The organism is Pseudomonas baltica (assembly GCF_031880315.1).
Lineage (GTDB): Bacteria > Pseudomonadota > Gammaproteobacteria > Pseudomonadales > Pseudomonadaceae > Aquipseudomonas.
Window position 1 is genome coordinate 910279 of sequence record NZ_CP134771.1, and the last position, 18364, is coordinate 928642.

The 18364-nt window shown below is 59.1% G+C and carries 19 protein-coding genes; 13 read left to right on the top strand and 6 right to left on the bottom strand.

From position 1 onward, the window contains the following. Positions 1–45 precede the first annotated feature (45 nt). The 8 genes from REH34_RS04035 to REH34_RS04070 all read left to right on the top strand — a co-directional run bounded on the left by REH34_RS04035 (position 46) and on the right by REH34_RS04070 (position 8421). Positions 46–1155: an S-(hydroxymethyl)glutathione dehydrogenase/class III alcohol dehydrogenase gene (locus REH34_RS04035; protein ID WP_311970862.1), complete on the top strand. Its 1110-nt coding sequence runs from the start codon at positions 46–48 to the stop codon at positions 1153–1155. 67 nt (positions 1156–1222) lie between these two features. Then, entirely contained in the window at positions 1223–1792 is a 570-nt protein-coding gene (gfa, locus tag REH34_RS04040; protein ID WP_311970863.1) for an S-(hydroxymethyl)glutathione synthase, read from the top strand. Between the two features lie 185 nt (positions 1793–1977). Further along, positions 1978–2820: an S-formylglutathione hydrolase gene (gene fghA / locus REH34_RS04045; protein ID WP_311970864.1), complete on the top strand. Its 843-nt coding sequence runs from the start codon at positions 1978–1980 to the stop codon at positions 2818–2820. A 144-nt stretch (positions 2821–2964) separates the two neighbouring features. Further along, positions 2965–3606, top strand: a complete 642-nt coding sequence (locus REH34_RS04050; protein ID WP_226506931.1) for a TetR/AcrR family transcriptional regulator — start codon at positions 2965–2967, stop codon at positions 3604–3606. Between the two features lie 99 nt (positions 3607–3705). Beyond that, the gene (locus tag REH34_RS04055) at positions 3706–5211 is read left to right on the top strand and encodes an efflux transporter outer membrane subunit (protein ID WP_311970865.1); all 1506 of its coding nucleotides are present in this window, start codon (positions 3706–3708) and stop codon (positions 5209–5211) included. A gap of 5 nt (positions 5212–5216) precedes the next feature. Next, a complete protein-coding gene (locus REH34_RS04060; protein ID WP_311970866.1) occupies positions 5217–6389 on the top strand; it encodes an efflux RND transporter periplasmic adaptor subunit in 1173 nt (390 codons plus the stop codon). A gap of 11 nt (positions 6390–6400) precedes the next feature. Beyond that, positions 6401–7921, top strand: coding sequence for an MFS transporter (locus REH34_RS04065; protein WP_311970867.1), 1521 nt, complete (start codon positions 6401–6403; stop codon positions 7919–7921). After that, positions 7918–8421 carry a hypothetical protein gene (locus tag REH34_RS04070; protein WP_311970868.1) on the top strand — a complete coding sequence of 168 codons (504 nt, stop codon included), beginning with the start codon at positions 7918–7920 and terminating at the stop codon, positions 8419–8421. Before REH34_RS04065 ends, REH34_RS04070 begins: the two co-directional genes overlap by 4 nt. Positions 8422–8649: 228 nt before the next feature. Here REH34_RS04070 and REH34_RS04075 read toward each other — a convergent pair whose 3' ends face one another. From REH34_RS04075 to salA, 5 genes are all read right to left on the bottom strand, one after another. Then, positions 8650–8841: a DUF1289 domain-containing protein gene (locus REH34_RS04075; protein ID WP_226506936.1), complete on the bottom strand. Its 192-nt coding sequence runs from the start codon at positions 8839–8841 to the stop codon at positions 8650–8652. Beyond that, positions 8834–9211, bottom strand: a complete 378-nt coding sequence (locus REH34_RS04080; RefSeq protein ID WP_226506937.1) for a hypothetical protein — start codon at positions 9209–9211, stop codon at positions 8834–8836. Before REH34_RS04080 ends, REH34_RS04075 begins: the two co-directional genes overlap by 8 nt. Before the next feature lie 325 nt (positions 9212–9536). Continuing rightward, the gene (locus REH34_RS04085; protein ID WP_311970869.1) at positions 9537–10988 is read right to left on the bottom strand and encodes an aldehyde dehydrogenase; all 1452 of its coding nucleotides are present in this window, start codon (positions 10986–10988) and stop codon (positions 9537–9539) included. 29 nt (positions 10989–11017) lie between these two features. Further along, entirely contained in the window at positions 11018–12166 is a 1149-nt protein-coding gene (locus REH34_RS04090; RefSeq protein ID WP_311970870.1) for an NAD(P)-dependent alcohol dehydrogenase, read from the bottom strand. Positions 12167–12265: 99 nt separating this feature from the next. Further along, positions 12266–13555, bottom strand: coding sequence for a salicylate 1-monooxygenase (salA, locus tag REH34_RS04095; RefSeq protein ID WP_311970871.1), 1290 nt, complete (start codon positions 13553–13555; stop codon positions 12266–12268). 144 nt (positions 13556–13699) lie between these two features. On the opposite strand from salA, the gene REH34_RS04100 reads away from it, so the two are divergent. Next, a complete protein-coding gene (locus tag REH34_RS04100) occupies positions 13700–14599 on the top strand; it encodes a LysR family transcriptional regulator (RefSeq protein ID WP_311970872.1) in 900 nt (299 codons plus the stop codon). Between the two features lie 23 nt (positions 14600–14622). On the opposite strand, the gene REH34_RS04105 is transcribed toward REH34_RS04100, so the two are convergent. Continuing rightward, on the bottom strand, positions 14623–15525 hold the full coding sequence (locus tag REH34_RS04105; RefSeq protein ID WP_311970873.1) for a LysR family transcriptional regulator: 903 nt from the start codon (positions 15523–15525) through the stop codon (positions 14623–14625). 225 nt (positions 15526–15750) lie between these two features. On the opposite strand from REH34_RS04105, the gene REH34_RS04110 reads away from it, so the two are divergent. The 4 genes from REH34_RS04110 to REH34_RS04125 all read left to right on the top strand — a co-directional run bounded on the left by REH34_RS04110 (position 15751) and on the right by REH34_RS04125 (position 18318). Then, on the top strand, positions 15751–15948 hold the full coding sequence (locus REH34_RS04110; RefSeq protein ID WP_226506943.1) for a 4-oxalocrotonate tautomerase family protein: 198 nt from the start codon (positions 15751–15753) through the stop codon (positions 15946–15948). An 88-nt stretch (positions 15949–16036) separates the two neighbouring features. After that, positions 16037–16390, top strand: coding sequence for an antibiotic biosynthesis monooxygenase (locus tag REH34_RS04115; RefSeq protein ID WP_311970874.1), 354 nt, complete (start codon positions 16037–16039; stop codon positions 16388–16390). A gap of 129 nt (positions 16391–16519) precedes the next feature. Continuing rightward, positions 16520–17314, top strand: a complete 795-nt coding sequence (locus REH34_RS04120; protein ID WP_311970875.1) for an SDR family oxidoreductase — start codon at positions 16520–16522, stop codon at positions 17312–17314. A gap of 53 nt (positions 17315–17367) precedes the next feature. Further along, a complete protein-coding gene (locus REH34_RS04125; RefSeq protein ID WP_311970876.1) occupies positions 17368–18318 on the top strand; it encodes an alpha/beta hydrolase in 951 nt (316 codons plus the stop codon). Positions 18319–18364 lie beyond the last annotated feature (46 nt).

Below are 18364 nucleotides of genomic sequence, written 5' to 3' on the forward strand. Positions count from 1 at the left end.
TGACGGTGCCACTCTCACTGAGCACTACCCTTTGGAGAAAACCCTATGAAATCTCGTGCAGCAGTTGCCTTTGAAGCAGGTAAGCCGCTTCAAATTGTTGAGATCGACGTAGCACCCCCTCGTGCAGGTGAAGTGCTGATCAAAATTACCGATACCGGCGTTTGCCACACGGACGCCTTCACCCTGTCCGGTGATGATCCTGAAGGCCTGTTCCCTGTCGTACTCGGTCATGAAGGCGCCGGCATCGTGATTGAAGTCGGCGAAGGCGTTACCAGCCTCAAGGCTGGCGATCACGTCATCCCGCTGTACACCGCAGAGTGCGGCGAATGCCTGTTCTGCAAGTCGGGTAAAACCAACCTGTGTACCGCCGTGCGCGCTACCCAAGGTAAAGGCGTCATGCCCGATGGCACCAGCCGCTTCTCTTACAATGGCCAGCCGCTGTACCACTACATGGGCTGCTCGACCTTCAGCGAATACACCGTGGTCGCCGAGGTTTCGGTGGCCAAGATCAATCCGGATGCCAATCCTGAACACGTGTGCCTGTTGGGCTGTGGTGTGACCACCGGCGTTGGCGCAGTGCATAACACCGCTAAAGTCCAGCCGGGCGATACCGTGGCCATTTTCGGCCTGGGCGGCATCGGGTTGGCGGCCATTCAAGGCGCTCGTCAGGCCAAAGCCGGTCGCATCATTGCCATCGATACCAACCCTTCCAAGTTCGACCTGGCTCGCCAATTCGGTGCCACCGACTGCATCAATCCGAAAGATCACGAGCAGCCGATTCAGCAAGTGATCATCGAAATGACCGGCTGGGGGGTCGATCACTCCTTCGAGTGCATCGGTAACGTTCACGTAATGCGCGCTGCGCTCGAGTGCGCCCACCGTGGCTGGGGCCAATCCATCGTCATCGGCGTCGCCGGTGCCGGTCAGGAAATCTCCACTCGCCCATTCCAGCTGGTAACCGGTCGTACCTGGAAAGGTTCGGCGTTCGGTGGCGTCAAAGGGCGCACCCAGTTGCCGAAAATGGTTGAAGACTCGATGAAAGGCGAAATCGAACTTGCGCCATTCGTGACCCACACCATGCCGCTGGAGCGCATCAACGAAGCGTTCGACCTGATGCACGAAGGCAAATCCATCCGCACTGTCATCAAATACTGACAGGTTGCCCGGGGCGCGAGCCCCGGGGAGCTTTTCGTATCAACCCTGAGCAATTCTGGAGATACAAATGAGCAATGTAAAACTGCATCCTTCACTGGACGCCGGTATCAAGCCAGCCGCAGCTGATTTCGCGGGCGGCACCTTGCAGTGCTTGTGCGCAACCAACAAGGTTGAAGTCAAGATTGACGCGCAGACCCTGCACAACCACGCCTGCGGTTGCAGCAAATGCTGGAAGCCTGAAGGCGCCAAATTCGCGGTAATCGCCGTAGTGCCACGTGACAAGGTCAGCGTGACTGCCAACGCAGCCAAACTGGCTATCGTCGATGACAGCGCCACCATCCAGCGTCATGCTTGCAAAGACTGCGGCGCGCACCTGTACGGTCGTATCGAAAACACTGGCCACGCATTCCACGGCCTGGACTTCGTACACACCGAACTGTCGCCACAAACCGGTTGGGCTGCTCCAGGCTTCGCGGCATTCGTGTCGTCGGTCATCGAAACCGGTACTCCACCGGCCGAAATGGACGGTATCCGTGCTCGCTTCCACGAGATCGGCCTGCCGACCTATGACTGCTTGTCTCCAGCACTGATGGATGCTCTGGCAACCCACACCGCCAAGCAGAACGGCGTGCTCTGAGCGAACTGAAATTGCCTTAGTGCGTAGCAACAAACCCGATAGCACTTAGTGTTATCAGGCGTACCCGTTCGCCCTTAATAAAGCCACCGAGCGGGTACACCGTTTTTTCTTGATCATTTCAAACTTTATTAGTGGCGTGACTGTACCCAATAGACCAAGAACTTCCCCCTACACCGGAGTCCACAATGAGCCTTGAAATCATCTCGTCCCAGAAGAGCTTCGGCGGCTGGCATAAACGCTACAAACATCGATCTGAAGTCCTCGACTGCGACATGGTTTTTGCCGTGTATCTGCCCCCTCAGGCCGAACAAACCGACAAGCTGCCGGTCGTGTATTGGCTGAGTGGCTTGACCTGTACCGATGAGAACTTCATGCAAAAAGCGGGGATTCAACGCATCGCCGCCGAGTTGGGGCTTATCATCGTTGCACCTGATACCAGTCCCCGTGGCCCGCAGGTGCCCGGTGACCCTGACGGCGCTTGGGACTTCGGGCTGGGTGCGGGGTTCTACCTCAATGCCACCGAGGCGCCATACGCCAAGAATTACCGGATGTATGACTACGTCGTGGATGAGCTGCCAGCGTTGATAGAGACGAATTTCCCAGCGAGTGACGTGCGCAGTATCAGTGGGCACTCCATGGGTGGGCACGGGGCTTTGGTGTGCGCCCTGCGCAACCCTGGGCGTTATCGCTCGGTATCGGCGTTCTCACCTATTTCGCATCCGATGAAATGCCCGTGGGGTGAAAAAGCTTTTTCGCGCTACTTGGGTAATGACCGCAGCAAATGGCGGGAATGGGATGCGACGGTATTGATTGAAACCGCCAGCGAACGGCTGCCGCTTTTGATCGACCAGGGCGAAAGTGACGATTTTCTCGAAACGCAACTCATGCCTGGCGCGCTGAAACAGGCGGCAGAGAAAGCTGGGCATCCCATCACGCTGCGCTTGCAGCCGGGGTACGACCACAGCTATTACTTCATCGCAACGTTCATTGAAGAGCACCTGCGCCATCACGCCCAGGCATTGGCATAGTCGGCAGCCCTGACTTCCGTCCGTCGCGCAATACCGTACTCAATTACCCCATGACGATGAAATAGTCTTTTGCAGGTTTTGCATTGAACAAGGTGAAAAGCGTCGGTATAAATACTGACAGTTTCTATTAGCCACCCTCACCCGATGCTGACCACTGTGAAATCGACCTCAGATACGCCCAAACCCGTCAAATCTCGCAGCCGGTCGTCAATCGGCGCGATTCGCAGCCCGCAAAGTACCGAAGCGATTCTTGATGCTGCTGCGGCGATTCTCGAGGAGCGGGGCTATCGCGCCTTCACGATGGACGCACTGGTCGAGCGTGCGGGGTCGAGCAAGCCGACCATCTATCGCTGGTGGCGCAGTAAGGGCGCGCTGCTGCGGGATGTCTATGAACGCACCGCCCTGACGTTCGTGGCTTCCCCTGACACCGGAGAGCTGCACAGTGATCTGGTGACACACCTGCGGTCGTTGTGGATATGGTGGCGCTCGTCCAGTGCGGGAGAAACCCTGCGTAGCTATTTCACCGAAATCCAGCTTGATCCGGCAGCCATCCAAGAGTTGCGCGAGGAGTTCATGCCGCGCCGCGAACGGACACTGCGCAAGATTTTTGCCAGGGCCGTCGAGCGCGGTGAGATCCATGCGCAAGCCGATACGGGTGTGGCGGTGTCGATGCTGACCGGCATGTCGTGGCTGCATCTGATGGCTGGAAACCTGGACAACCTGCAGTTCATCGATGATGCGGTGGGCATCCTGGTCAATGGGTTGCGGGCTCAAACACCGCGGTAAATTTTTTTACCCCTAACGACACTGTCAGTGTTTATTAACAGCGACGGAGCCTGATGCCCGTCGCGCCTCTCAAAACAGCGAAGAGCAGGGCTTGTGCTGATGAAAACATTCAATCTGAAGGGCGCGCCGTCTCTGCCCTTCTATTGCCGATACCGTGGCCAGCTTTCGATTGCCCTGGTACTGGCTGCCTTGGGTGGTTGTGGCTTCAGTGGGCTGAAACCGCAATCGCGGCTTGTTGATCCCACCGGCGTCGAGCAGACGATGGCCGACAGCACAGTGCCTCTTTCTCCAGCGGCCTGGCCCACTACCGACTGGTGGCGCGGATTCAAGGATGCACAACTCGATAGCCTGGTAAATGAGGCGCTGGCCGACAGTCCCTCACTGCGCGCCGCTGCCGCTCGCGTGCATCAGGCGGGTGCTTTCGAGGCCATTGAAGCGGCCACGCTGCTGCCTACCGCGGACGCGAAGATGAGCACCGAACGTGAACACTTCAGCGCCAACGGCACCACGCCAGCGCCGGTCAAGGGTACGTGGCAAAACATTGATCAAGCGACGTTCAACGTCGGCTACGAGCTGGATTTCTGGGGTAAGAACCGATCCGCCGTCGAAGCCGCAGTAGGCCGTCGCCATGCCTTGGAAGTAGACGAGCACGCCGCCGCGCTGATGCTGTCTGCCTCGATCGTTCAGGCCTACATCGCGTTGCACAATACCTATCAGCAGCTGGACGTCGCACAGGCGTTACTCAACCAACAGCAGCAAATCGAGAAGCTGACCCAGCAACGATTCGCCGCCGAGTTGGGTACCCAGATCGACATCAAGCAATCCCAGGCATCGCTCCCTGCCAGCCGCGCAGCCATCGCCGCGCTCAAGGAGTCTATCGAGCTGGATCAAAACAAGCTGGCAGCGTTGCTGGGCAAAGGCCCTGACCGCGGACGCAGCATCGCTCGGCCCCAGTTGCAGGCGAGCGACACTTTAACGTTGCCGACCCACATCGCCGCGGAGCTGATCGGCCACCGTCCTGACGTCGTCGCGCAACGCTGGCGAGTGGAAGCCAGCGGCCATGAAATCGACGTGGCCAAGGCGCGCTTCTACCCCAACGTCAACCTGACATCGTTCATCGGCATGCAGAGCCTGGCCTTCGATACGTTCAACGATCGCAGCAGCCGCATCCTCGGTTTTTCGCCGGCCATCAGTCTGCCGATCTTCGAGGGTGGCCGCCTGCGCGGCAACCTCGATGCGCAGGACGCCGCTTACGACATGGCGGTGGAGAACTACAACCAGACCGTGGTCGATGCACTGCGTGATATCGCCGATCAGTTGGCCTCGCTGCGCTGGCTCAAGGAGCGCCTGAGCGAACAGAACGAAGCGGTGGCGACGGCTCAGGCGGCTTCGGACCTGGTCAACAAACGCTACGGCGCCGGGCTCGCGACCTATCTGCAAGTACTGGCCACGCAGAACGCGACCCTGGCCGAGCAGCGTCGATTGGTCGACCTGCAATCGCGTGGCCTGTCGCTGCAGGCCAATCTGAGTCGAGCGCTGGGCGGTGGCTATCGCCCTGAGATCGCGACACCGACCAACGTCTCCCCTACCCTTGCTGACAAATGACCGCCATGACGACACCACCCACACCCGCTGCATCCCCTTCACGGCCCTGGCTGCTGTTAGTCCTGGCAATCGGCGTTCTCGTCGCGGCACTGGCCATCTGGTACGTCGCCGGCCTTGATTCGGTCTCGACCGATGATGCCTACGTCAATGGCAACGTGGTGCAAGTGACCTCGCAGATCACCGGCACGGTGACCGCTATCGGCGGCGACGATACCGATCACGTCGATGCCAGCGCACCGTTGGTGACCCTCAACGCGGTCGACGCCGAGATTCAGTACGAGCGCGCCAAGTCCAATCTTGCCCGCGCGGTGAGATTGGCGCGGACCGAGTATTACCAGGTCCAGCAGCTCGAGGCCGAGGTCGAACAGCGCCGCAATGATGTCAGCAAGGCTCGCGAAGACGTGCGTCGGCGCAGCCAGCTGGCCTCCAGCGGCGCGGTATCGCGTGAGGAGATCAGTCATGCCGAAGACATCCTCAAGAATGCCACAGCCGGCCTCGATGGATCACGACACGCCTTGGCTGTGCGCTTGGCGATGGTCGATGGGACTACCTTGCGTACCCATCCCGACGTGCTGGTCGCGGCGAGCAATCTGCGCGACGCCTATATCGCACTGCACCGCACGCAAATCTATTCGCCGGTCTCGGGGCTGATCACCAAACGCAACGTCCAGGTCGGGCAGCGGATCAACCCAGGCGTGGCGCTGATGTCGGTGGTGCCGATCGAGCAGATCTGGGTAAACGCCAACTTCAAGGAATCGCAGATTGAAAACCTTCGTATTGGCCAGGCGGTGCAGCTGCGCGCCGATGCCTACAGCCGCAGTGTCGTGTTTCACGGCACCATCGTTGGCCTGGATGCCGGTACGGGTAGCGCCTTTTCGTTGATGCCGGCGCAGAACGCCACCGGTAACTGGATCAAGGTCACTCAGCGGGTGCCCGTGCGGATCCAGCTGGACCCAAGTGAAATCGCTGCCAACCCACTACGCCTGGGCCTGTCCATGCGGGTATCGGTCGATACCACGGATCGCAGTGGCAGCCTGCTCAACCGTAAAGCGCCGACCGAGCCGAGCTACAGCACCCACATTTTCGAAAACGAGCTCAAGGATGCCAACGCAGTAGTCGAACAGGTCATCGCTGGCAACGAAGGCAGCGGGCCGGCCGCCGTCAGCCTCAACCAGTGACGGGGTCGCTCATGTACCGCAAGAATGCCGCCCTGCTCACCACCGTAGGCGTGTTGGTGGCACTGGAATACCTGCAAGCTGGAATGATCGCCTTTGCTTCGGCCCCTATCCGCGGCGAAATCGATGCCAGCCCGGAAGAGTTCACGCTTGTCGCTGCGTTGTATGCCTGTATCGCCGTGGTAGTGATCTCCAAACAACGCTGGCTGACCGAGCGCTTGGGCTGGCGTAACTACATGCTCGGTTCGATCAGCATCAACGTGCTCGGCGCATTTGTCTGCGCGGTCAGCAGTGATCTGAGCACCTTCACTGCAGGGCGGGTGATCATGGCCTTGGGCGGTGCCGCGTTCATGACTTCGGCACGCGTGATGGTCAACATGCTACCGCCGGGGCCAGGCCGATTCGTGGGGGTCAAGGTGTTTGCCACCGGGTTGGCCATTGGTACCGCGTCGGCACCTTTCCTGTCCTCTCTGGTAGTGGTCGAAGACACTTGGCACGGAATCTTCTGGATCTTGATCGCAGGCGCTCTGAACGCTGCAGCGTTGTGTTGCCGATTTCTGACCAACACGCCGGTGCCGCTTGAAGATCGAACGACTTCCAGCCCCGCGAATGTACTGCTGCTGGCGGTGAGCAGTTTCTTCCTGCTGTATGTGCTGCAGCGCTCCTACTATGACTTCTACAACGAGACATTCATTCTGGCCGCGTTCGCGCTCCTGGCGGCCTTGGGCATTTATATCTTTTTCCATGCCGAACTCCAGAAGGCTGAACCGCTGCTCAATGTCCGCGGCCTTATTCAAGCGCGCTACCTGCAAGGCGTGGCGTTGTTCTGTTTCACCTACATAGTGCTCGGTAGCAACAACTATATCTTGCCGTACTTTCTGCAATCCGCCCTTGGCTACTCGTGGGACACCATCGGTACCTTTCAGGCATTCGGACTCGCAGGCGCTTTGCTGACCTGGTTGGTGATGGCGTTATTGATCCCGCGGTATCCAGGGCCCAAGAAGTTCTTCGTGGCCGGTTTCGGGGGGCTGATGGGTTTCGGTTGGCTGCTGTCTTCCATCACCCCAGAAGCCAATATGTGGTCCAACATTCTGCCAGCGCTGATACTTAACGGCTGCTTCGTGATGTTGGTACTCGCCACGGCAGCGATGCAGACCTTTCGCGACGTCAGCCATCACGACACTCTGTTCACCCACGCTTATCAAATCAAAAGCATGCTGGGTCAGATCGCGATGGCCATGGGTACCGCCGTCGCCACATTGTTCCTCCAGTGGCGGACCACGACTCAGTACAACAACCTCAACCTGTTTTTTCTCAAGGACGATCCCCGCTACCAACAGCAACTCCAGCTACTGACTCACGCACTGACGCCCGACGTGGGTGCCAGTCATGCGGGGGAGATTTCAACTGCAATGCTGGCGCAGACACTGCAACAGCAATCGACCCTGGTAGCCAGCACCGAATATTTTTGGATGATTATCGGCGTGGCAGGTGTTGCCCTATTGGTATCCATCGGCCAAAGGACCTTCAAGTGACTCAGCATCCCTCCCGGCCGACTCCTCGCGCGGACGAAAGTGACGACACCGCAGTCACCATCGACCCGCTTGATCCCAAAAGCCTCAGAACACAGGCCTTCCATGTGCTTGCACAGGCCCGTAGCGCCCTGGATCGCCGCATTGCCTCCGAGCTTCTTCGGTGGGGTATTGGCACAGTCCATTTTCAAATGCTTGGATTCATTTTCCGGCATGGCCGCTGCACACCCAGTCAATGCGCCTATGAGCTGTACATGTCCGGCTCGACTGTTACGCACCTGATTGGCCAATTGGAAAAAAAAGACTTGCTGGTACCGCAAACCAAGGGCAGTGCCCGGCGCGAATTCGTATTGCGTCTGTCCAGTAAGGGTGCAAGTACTTATCGACAGGCTTCAAAAACACTGTCGAACGGCGACCGGGGGGCTGGGAGGTCTTCTGCCATACAGGAATTGGCTGCACTGGATGTGGCCCTGCGCAAACTGGCTGATGTCCTTCGAGACTGAACGACTGCCATTGCTCAGCTTTGCCTAAGCGAGCGAGGCGATCGCTGCAGTGAATCTGCCTAACCACTGAGAAAGTGGTGCGTCGCCCTCGCCCCTGGTGAACCAGGCGCAACGAAAAGACGCCCGCCGTTAAAACCATCGCAATAGCGGCTGTGCGATTTGCCGCTGGCTTTTTCTTGCAGGGTGCGGTGAGCCGAAGCGCGATAATTCAGGTCGGCCAAGGAACTGCTACCTGTTCTTGGCGACACGTTTGGCGATCGCTTTCATACGCGCGGCGGCATTCTGCACCGCCGCCATTTTCTCAGGGCGTTTCATACCGCGCCACTTACGGATTTCTTCCCGGGTGCGGCCGCAGCTTACGCACATTTCGCTGTTCAGCTGGCACAGCGACACACAGGGGTTTTCAATATCTTTAGCCACGCTTGCTCCCCGAACGGCTAGAACTCAGGCGGGCCGCCCAGTTACCGCCATGTACGGACTCGCAGCGCTCTTGGGAGTCGAACACAACGTGCGATGCGGGGTTCGAAACTGCGATGCCAATATCCTCGAAAGCCGTGAGGGTCAGGTCTTGCATCCTGCGCTTGTCCTGATTGCCTAGAGCGGTGTTCAAACTAGCGTCGCTATCGAATACCCATGTCACTTCCAGGCTGGCAGGGAAGTGGTTGTAGTCGACGCGATGGGTCAGCCACTCGAAACCGGGTATTTCGCTTTTAGCTGTCTCACAGGCACGGGTCAGCGCCCGCGCCAACTCGCGCTCGATACCCGAGTACTGACGCTTCAACGAAGCCATGAAGTTTCCTCTGCAAATGTAGGGTCGTCAGTGCAAGCGTCTGCAGGCCTGGTCGAGCGACCTGTGCTGTGCTGTTTCAGCCTGATGCATAGCGTGCCTGCTACACCTATAAGGGCTGGCATCATGCATCGCTATGTGAGTGATCGCAATAAGCGAACTGCCCAGCATTGTGCTGGGCAGGTATATCAAGTGAGCTGATCGAATCCCGATGTCGCTACAACGGGATAGTCAGCTTTAGCCAATAGGCTCCCCTTCCGCGCGGAGGCGCAATCACATCTGCGCTCAGGTGAAAGCATCGACCGCCTTGTTGCCGCTGCTAGCGCAATCAGAAGGGGTAAGGCTGGTCGGAGGGTTCGACCGTTACCCATTTCACTTCAGTGAATTCCTCGACTACAGCGCTACCGTCAAAACGGCCATAGCCACTATTTTTCATGCCGCCGTAAGGTGCCTGCGGCTCGTTCTGTACCGTGGCGCCGTTGATATGCACGCAGCCTGCGTCCAGACGGCTGGCAAGATCCAAGGCACGGCTGACATCCCGGCTGAAAATCGCGGACGACAGCCCATAGGCGGTGTCGTTAGCGACTTCCAGGGCGTGTTCGGCGCCTTTGACGCGGACAATGGTGGTCACTGGCCCAAAGGTTTCTTCGTCATAGATCGACATGGCGGATGTCACCCGGTCGACCAGTGTCGGGCTCATCAAGGCCTGGTCGCCCAAGCCACCGGCGACGATCTTGGCGCCTTTGCCAATCGCATCATCGAGCAGTTGGTTGATCCGCTGCACGGCCCCCTGCGCGATGACCGGGCCGATGACGCACGACGGAGCGTCGACGGGATTGCCCTGCTCTAGCTTGCGCACACGATCGGCGAACTTTTCGACAAAGGCATCTGCAATGCTCTCGTCCACGACGAAGCGCTCGGTCGACATACAGATTTGGCCTTGATACAGGAACGCGCCGAATATCGCTGCGTTAACAGCGCCATCGAGGTCGGCATCGTCAAGCACCACGAACGGCGCCTTGCCGCCCAGTTCCAGCAAGCAGCGCTTGAGGTACTTGGCGCTGGTCTGCGCGATCATTCTGCCAACATGGGTAGAGCCGGTGAAATTCACCCTGCGTACGGTGTCGTGGCTGATCAGGGCCTCCGTCACCGCTGCGGCGTCCTCTGGGGCCGTGATCAGGAAGTTCAGCACGCCTGCGGGTAGCCCGGCCTCAATGAACGCTTCAGCCAGCAGCTCGTGCGTGCGCGGACTGTTCTCCGAGCCCTTGAAGATCACCGTATTGCCGCACGCCAGTGGGTAAGCGATAGCGCGGGCGCCAAGAATGACCGGGCCATTCCACGGCACGATGCTGAGCACGGTTCCCACAGGCTGACGCAGCGTCATCGACAAGGTGCCGGGCTTGTCAGTGGGAATGGTCTCGCCCTTGATCTGCGTGGTCAGCGCAGCCGCCTCGCGCAGCAGATTGGCCGAAGCCCCCACATTGAACTGCGCCCACAGTTGCGATGCGCCAATCTCCTCGGCCATCACGCTACAGAACTGCGGCATCTTGCTTTCCAAGACATCGGCGGCGGCCAGCAACAAGCGGCGCCGCTCGGTAGGGCCGACTTTGGACCATCGCTTGAACGCCTGCTGCGAGGATTCAGCGATTTTCAGGGCATCGTCTACGGACGCTGCCGCACCGGTCGTAACGGTTTTCCCGCTCACAGAGTTGTGGCGCTGGTAAGTCTTGCCCCCTGAGGCGGGCTGTTTGACGTTATCGATTAGCAGTTGGACATTCATGCTTGATACCTTTGATTGGGTCGCGTGAATCAGGCCCGATCGGCTTGAACGGTCATGCGCAAGATAGGCTTGATGGTGATACCGCTCTCGCTGTCCGCCATCGCTTCGTTGATCTGCTCGAACGAGTAGAAACGGCAGAGCTTGTCGAACGGAAAGCGGCCCTGCAGGTGCAGGTCGACCAGGGTCGGGATGAACGCATTGGCAACCACATCGCCTTGGACGATGCCCATGATGCGTTTGCCGGGGATCATCACGTCGTTGATATTGAACGCCACCTCTGTGCCCATCTTCGTGGCACCGACGATGCCGCAGGTGCCCAGCGTGGTGATCGCGTCGATGGCCTGACGCAGCACCTCGGCGCGGCCCGAACATTCGAGGCTGTAGTTGGCGCCGCCACCGGTGATCTCGCGCACGCGTTGCACTGGATCCTCCTCGCGGCTGTTGATCACGTGGGTAGCGCCTACTTCGAGCGCCAGGGCAAGCCGACTGGGTGTGACATCCACCGCGATGATGGTGGTGGCGCCTGCAACCTTGGCGGCCATTACCGCTGCAAGGCCTACCGCGCCGGCACCGAAGGCGACGAAGCTGGCGCCCGCCTCTACCTTCATGGCCTTGAGCACGGAACCTGCGCCAGTCTGAATACCGCAACCTAGCGGCCCGAGTAATTCAAGCGGGGCGTTTTTAGAGACCTTGACCACATTGCGCTCATTGGCCACGACATAGGTCGAGAATGACGACTGGCCAAAGAAGTGATCGTGAATGGGCGCGTTGTCTTCACAGCCACAGGTGGAGGTACTGCCATCCATGCGGCCACCGCCGAAGTTGAGCGGATGCATGTGCGAACAGTGCGCCGGGTGGCCAGTTTCACACGGCAGGCACAGGCCGCAGGACATGTAGGTCATCACCACATGATCACCCGGCACGATGGTGGTGACCGAGGCACCGACAGCTTCGACTATCCCTGAGCCTTCATGGCCTAGAACGATTGGCAACGGCGTAGGAAACAGCTGATCGCGTACCACCATGTCGGTATGGCAGACACCAGTGGCGACGATGCGCACGCGTACTTCATCGGTGCGGGGCACGCCGAGATTCGCGCGCTCCAGCTTCAGTGGCGCCCCCGCTTCGCGCAGGACAGCAACGGTAACTTCGACAGGTTTGAGTTCGGTTACGGACATGCCTTGATTCTCTTTATTGGTTTTCTTGGGGTTGGGCGGTGTCGGTCGATCTAGCTGCAAGGCTGCAACGACCGCACAAGGCGGCCGTGCACACAAAAGTTAGGCTCGGGCGGGCGCAGTCCAGCCGAGTCGTACCTGGGCTTGCGCCAGGTCGGCGGCCATATCGTGGTTCCACAGCCAGTCAAAACGACTGGCCAGGGTGGCTGAGAGCCGCGCTTCGTCGCCCTCCACCTTTTGGTCTCGATACTCGTAGAGGTCCCCGGCTTCATGGGAAGTGCGCTGCACGCGACAAGCGCGCGGACGGCGAATCTCGTCGTAGACCTTCAGCACCTCTGTAGGGCTGGCCTCGGTCACGCGGGGGTCGGCCAGCACTTGCGCCAACAGCCAGGCATCTTCCAGGCCCTGGCCCGCGCCAGCGCCTTGGTGAGGAAGCATCGCGTGCGCCGCATCGCCGATCAGCCCTACACGGCCGTGCACATAGCACGGCAGCTCATCGAGCTCGTGCAGTGCCCAAAGCGTCGGCGCTGGAATACATTCCAGCAGCACGCGCACGGCATCCCCCCAATGCGCAAAAGCCTCAAGCATCTGGGCCTGGGAGGTGGCTTTTACCCAAGGCGTATCCTGCGGCCAGACAGGATCTGGGGAAGTACGATCCGAAATGAAAGCGACCACATTGATCAACCTGCCCTGCTTCACCGGGAAGGTCAGAATGTGGGCATCGAGGCCGAGGTACATTTGCGGTACGTTGATCAGGTGCTCGTCGACGCCAGCCGCCCGATAGGCTGCTCGCAGCTGTTCGCTGTCGATCATCCCGCGATAGGCGCAGGTTCCGCTGAATTTGGGCGCGACCAAGGGCTGGCCCAACCCCTCAAGCACATAGTCACGGATGTTGGACTTGATGCCGTCTGCTGCTATAAGCAGGTCACACTCATGGGCGCTGCCATCGGCGAAGTGAACTCGAACACGCTCGCCCTGCTGCTCCACCCGCGTGGCACGTTTATCGAAACTTGCCACGCCTTCGGGCAAGCGCGTCGCCAGTGCATCGAGGAAGTCGGCACGATGAACAGACGATTGACCTACACCCTGGGCCACACTGGCGCCCAGGTACCCTGCGTCTTCGCCGCGGCGCCATTCGAACCAGATATCTTGCCACGGTGCTGCCGTTCGATCAGCGATGAGCTCGTAGGGTTTGCCAAGGCCAAGCCCTTCGATAGCCCGTACGGCATTGGCACCAAAGGAGACACCCGCGCCTACCTCGCCGAACGCAGGGGCGGCTTCGAAGAGTTGAACATCAAGATGGGAGTGACGGCACAGATCCAGTGCCAACGCCACCCCGGCGATACCACCGCCAACGATACCGATCTGCAGCTTGGAATGAGGGCTACTCATGGGAAGACCTTATGTGTTGTTTTTGGAATAGACCGATCATGACTATTCACAACCCATTGATAAATGGCGCCATCCCCATACACACTATCACCAGTGTGAATATAATTCCTCGCGTTGTTTCCCCTTGATCCCAGGAGAACGCTCATGCAGCTACGCGAACTGGATCTCAATCTGTTGGTGGTTTTTCACCAGTTACTCATTGACCGCAGCGTTTCCAGAGCCGCCGAAAATCTGGGAATGACCCAGCCGGCGGTGAGCAATGCGTTAAAGCGTCTGCGCGGCGTGCTTGGCGATGATCTGTTCGTTCGCACGTCACTAGGCATGGATCCAACCCCCTATGCGGTACAGCTTGCGGAGCCGGTCTCCCACGCAATCACCACCTTGCACGGCGCCCTCAACCGTCATGATCACTTCGACCCCGCTACGGCGCAAAAGCGCTTCACCGTGGCAATGACCGATATTGGCGAGATCTATTTCATGCCGCGGCTGATCGAGCGCCTGTTGGCGGCCTCTCCGGGGATTTCAGTCAGCACCCTGCGCAGTCATGCGGGTCTGTCCGAGGGACTGGCCAATGGCGATGTCGATCTGGCAGTCGGCCTGCTCCCGGACCTGCAGGCAGGCTTCTATCAGCGGCGCTTGTTCCACCATCGTTACGTGTGCCTGTGCCGCGAAGGCCACCCGATTACCCGCAGTGAAATGACCCAGGCGCTGTTCTGTCAGTACGGCCACGTTCGAATTGTGGCCGCCAGCACTGGCCACGGCGAGATCGACACCTATATGCACCGCGCTGGGCTGGTCAGGGACATCCGCCTGGAGGTGCCGCATTTCGTTGCCGTGGGCCATATCCTGCAGAACACTGATTTGATTGCCACAGTACCCGAGCGGTTTGCCACCAGCTGCGTCGGTCCGTTCGGCCTGACCACGGTACCTTTGCCCCTGCCACTGCCGGAAATAGCCATCAACCTGTTCTGGCATACGCGATTCAACCGTGATCCAGCCAATATCTGGTTCCGCAATTTGATGTTCGAGCTGTTCAGCGACTAGGCCCGCACTGCAAAAGAAGTGGGTCAGGACCAACCTTGGCAAATCTTCACCAGTTCATCGACCGCATACCGAACCTTGGGCCGCAAATGCGAAACCTTTGGCCATACTGCATGCACGTCCACCGCCTCCGGCTCGAACTCCTGGAGCACCTCTACCAGTCTTCCTGCCTTGATATCGTCTTCGAGCAAGGCACGCGGCATTTGGCACAGGCCGATCCCGGCCACAGCGCCGGTAATCATGACTTCACCATCGCCGATCTGGTGAGTCGAAGGGGGCGCGTAGCGTACCTTCTCGCCCTTCAGATTGACCCGCCAACTTAATGGCTGGCCGCGTCGATGACCCACAATGCAGTGGTGGGTGGCCAGGTCAGCCAGACTCTTGGGCTCCCCGGCCCGGGCCAGATAGCTAGGCGCCGCGCATATGACCCATCGCTGGCGCGTCAGCAAGCGTGCAACCAATCCATGGGTGTCCTTGAGTTCGCCAAAGCGCACCAACAAATCGATGCCCTCTTCGATCGGATCCACCAAGTGATCGGAAAAGGTAATGTTGAGTTGCAGCGCCGGATATTTCTGGGCGATTTCGAATAGCAGCGGCGCGCCGACACGACGCCCGAATGCCACAGGCATATCAACCCGCAACCGCCCAGACGGCTCGCGGTCTCCGGGACCAAGGCCTCGTTCAGCAGCGCTGATTTCTTCCAGCCCCGTCGAACAGGCCGCGAAGTAAGCCTCGCCATCGGCGGTAAGACTAATACGGCGCGTAGACCGATGAAAAAGCTGCGTGCCCAGGCGCTCTTCAAGACGCGCAATTGCCTTGCCAACCGCTGATTTGGAGATACCGAGGCGCTCGGCGGCCTCAGTGAAACTCTGGGCCCGAGCAGCTACAACGAAGGTGAGGACACCCTGAAGCGTATCTGTAGGAAGCATAAGTACTGACCACTGTAGATATTTTGTCTACCCATAAGAGAGCTAAGGGCTGTTTATCGTAGATGATTTCTACACTAGCATGGATTCATCTCGAAAGGTGACCGAGGCTCGAGGCCCAGCGCCCTGCACTTAGCGCTTTACACCTTGCGAGCGGGAAGCCAGCCAAAGGCCGAAAAGCCGATGACGCCTCCACTCATTTCAAACTTCATCCAAAAGGAATATCCCATGCCCGTAGTACGTGTCAGCTGGTTCGAAGGTAAAGAGCACGCCGCTAAAGAAGCCGTTGCCAAAGAAATCACCGAAAGCATCGTCAAGAACACCGGTACCGATGCCAACTACATCTACGTCATCTTCGAAGACGTAGCACCGTCCGACTGGGCAGGTGCCGGCAAGCTGTTCGGTGGCGCGCCCGACAAGTCCTGATTTGTCTGCACGCCTCAATGCATCGGCTGGTTCAGCGATGCATCACCCTGCTCGTCTGCGGACGGCACCCTCGAACGAGAATCCTCTTATGCACCCGTATATTTCTTGCTTGTTCACCCTCGCAGTAAAGCCTGAAGAATTCGCCGAATTCAAAGCCCTGATCGCTCAGATCGTTCCAGAGACCCAAAAGGAACCTGGCACTCTGGTCTACGAGTACAGCGTCAACGAAGACAACAGCACCGCGCATATCCTTGAACGTTACAAAGCCGACTCCGTGGTCAGCCACGTCGACCTCACGTTTGCTCCTTTTGGCGAGCGTTTTCTGCAGCTGTGCACCATCACCAGCCTGACCGTCTACGGCACCCCTGACGCGGACATCCGCAAGCGCCTTGACCCGTTCGGCGCCGTGTACATGACGCCGTTTGACGGCTTCAGCCGCTGAGCGCTGCAACCTGCACAGTCCCGACGGCTGTTCAAGACGTGCTCGAGTTCGTTTGATCGCAGCCCAAATTTGGGAGGAGCGGCCAACTTGTATAGGCCCACCTCCCACACCTGTTCTTGAGGAGTCACCATGAAAATAGATTTGAGCGGTAAACGCGCACTGGTCACCGCTTCGACCAGCGGTATCGGCTACTCGATAGCCAAAGGCCTGGCTGAGGCCGGCGCAACGGTCATCGTCAATGGCCGCAGCGAAAAGTCCGTCACGGACGCCATCGCTCGTCTGCAAGCAGCAGTGCCAGACGCCTCGATCTCCGGCGTCGCGGCCGACCTGGGCAATGCGCAAGGCGCAGCGGCCTTGGTCAGCGGTGCGGGTACGATCGACGTGCTGGTCAACAACGCCGGTATCTACGGCACTCAGGATTTTTTTGAAACCGCCGACGACGTCTGGGACCAGTACTGGGACACCAACGTCATGTCGGGCGTCCGCCTGAGCCGCGCTCTGTTGCCCGCCATGGTCGCCAAGGGTTGGGGCCGGGTGGTGTTCATCGCCTCCGAGTCGGCCCGTAACATCCCAGCCGACATGATCCACTATGGCGTCTCGAAAACGGCTCAGCTGGGTTTGGCCCGGGGCTTGGCCAAACGCGTTGCCGGCAGCGGCGTGACCGTCAACAGCGTATTGCCGGGCCCGACCTTATCCGAAGGCTTGGCCGACATGCTACAGGCCGAAGTGCAGCGTAGCGGCAAATCATTGGAGGCGGTCGCCGCCGAGTTTGTGATGGAGCATCGCCCGAGTTCGGTGATCCAGCGCGCCGCCTCCACCGAAGAAGTGGCCAACATGGTCGTCTACGTCTGCTCGCCTCAAGCCAGCGCGACCACCGGCGCCTCGCTGCGGGTCGACGGCGGCGTGGTCGACGACATCGTCTGATGTGCAGGGCCGGCGAATTTCGCCGGCCCTGCCGATTTATCGCAGGTTTTTGAATGAATTACCCACTGCAGGCTTTATCTCTTCGCGATCTGCTCGGCGAAGAGTTCCAGTTCCCCCATGAGATCGCCGGCCAGCCATCCAAGGCATCGGATTTTGCTGGGCTTACGGTCAGTAGCTTCGTCACCACCGACAACGTCAATCTTGCGTACTGGGAAGCGGGCAGCGGCAAGCCGCTGGTGTTTATCCCCGGCTGGTCGGCAAATGGGGCGATGTACTTCCATCTCATGCAGCTGTTGAGCCAGCACTACCGCGTGTATGTGCTGGACGTACGCAATCAAGGCCTGTCCGAAAAGGCCGCCTTTGGTAACCGAATTGCGCGCTATGCCATGGACGTCAAGGAGTTTGCTGAACACCTGGACCTGACCGAGGCCGACTATTGCGGTTGGTCGATGGGCGCGTCGGTGATGTGGGCCTACATCGATTTGTTTGGCACGCGCGGCGTTCGCACGCTGACCATTATCGACCAGGCGCCCTCGATCTATTGCCACGCCGACTGGACTGAGCAAGAGCGACTCGATGCAGGCGCATTCACCACCTCCCCGGAACGAATGATTGCGTCCTATACCGGTGGCACCACTAACATGCTGATTTCCCAGACCCGAGTACTGGAACGAGCGGTGGATGTCTCTTCACCCTATTTCCACAACGTCCTGAGCCTGGTCCAGGCGGTCGTGCGTGACGATATGGCCTTTACCGGACAGGTCCTGTTTGATCACACCACCAACGACTGGCGGGATGTAATCAGTACCAAGATCGATGTACCCACCGCCATTTTTACCGGCGAGTACAGCGATTGGCTGCACAGCCAGCATTGGATGAATTCGGTCATCGAGGGGTCGCAGCTTCACGTGTACACGAAAGCCGAGAACGGAGATCACTTTCTGGCGTTCAAGAATCCCGAGAAATTCGCAGCCGACCTGAGGGGCTTTCTCGACAACGCTTGAGGTCGGACATCGATCGCCTCCAAGTCAACGTTCAACCCATCTTGCC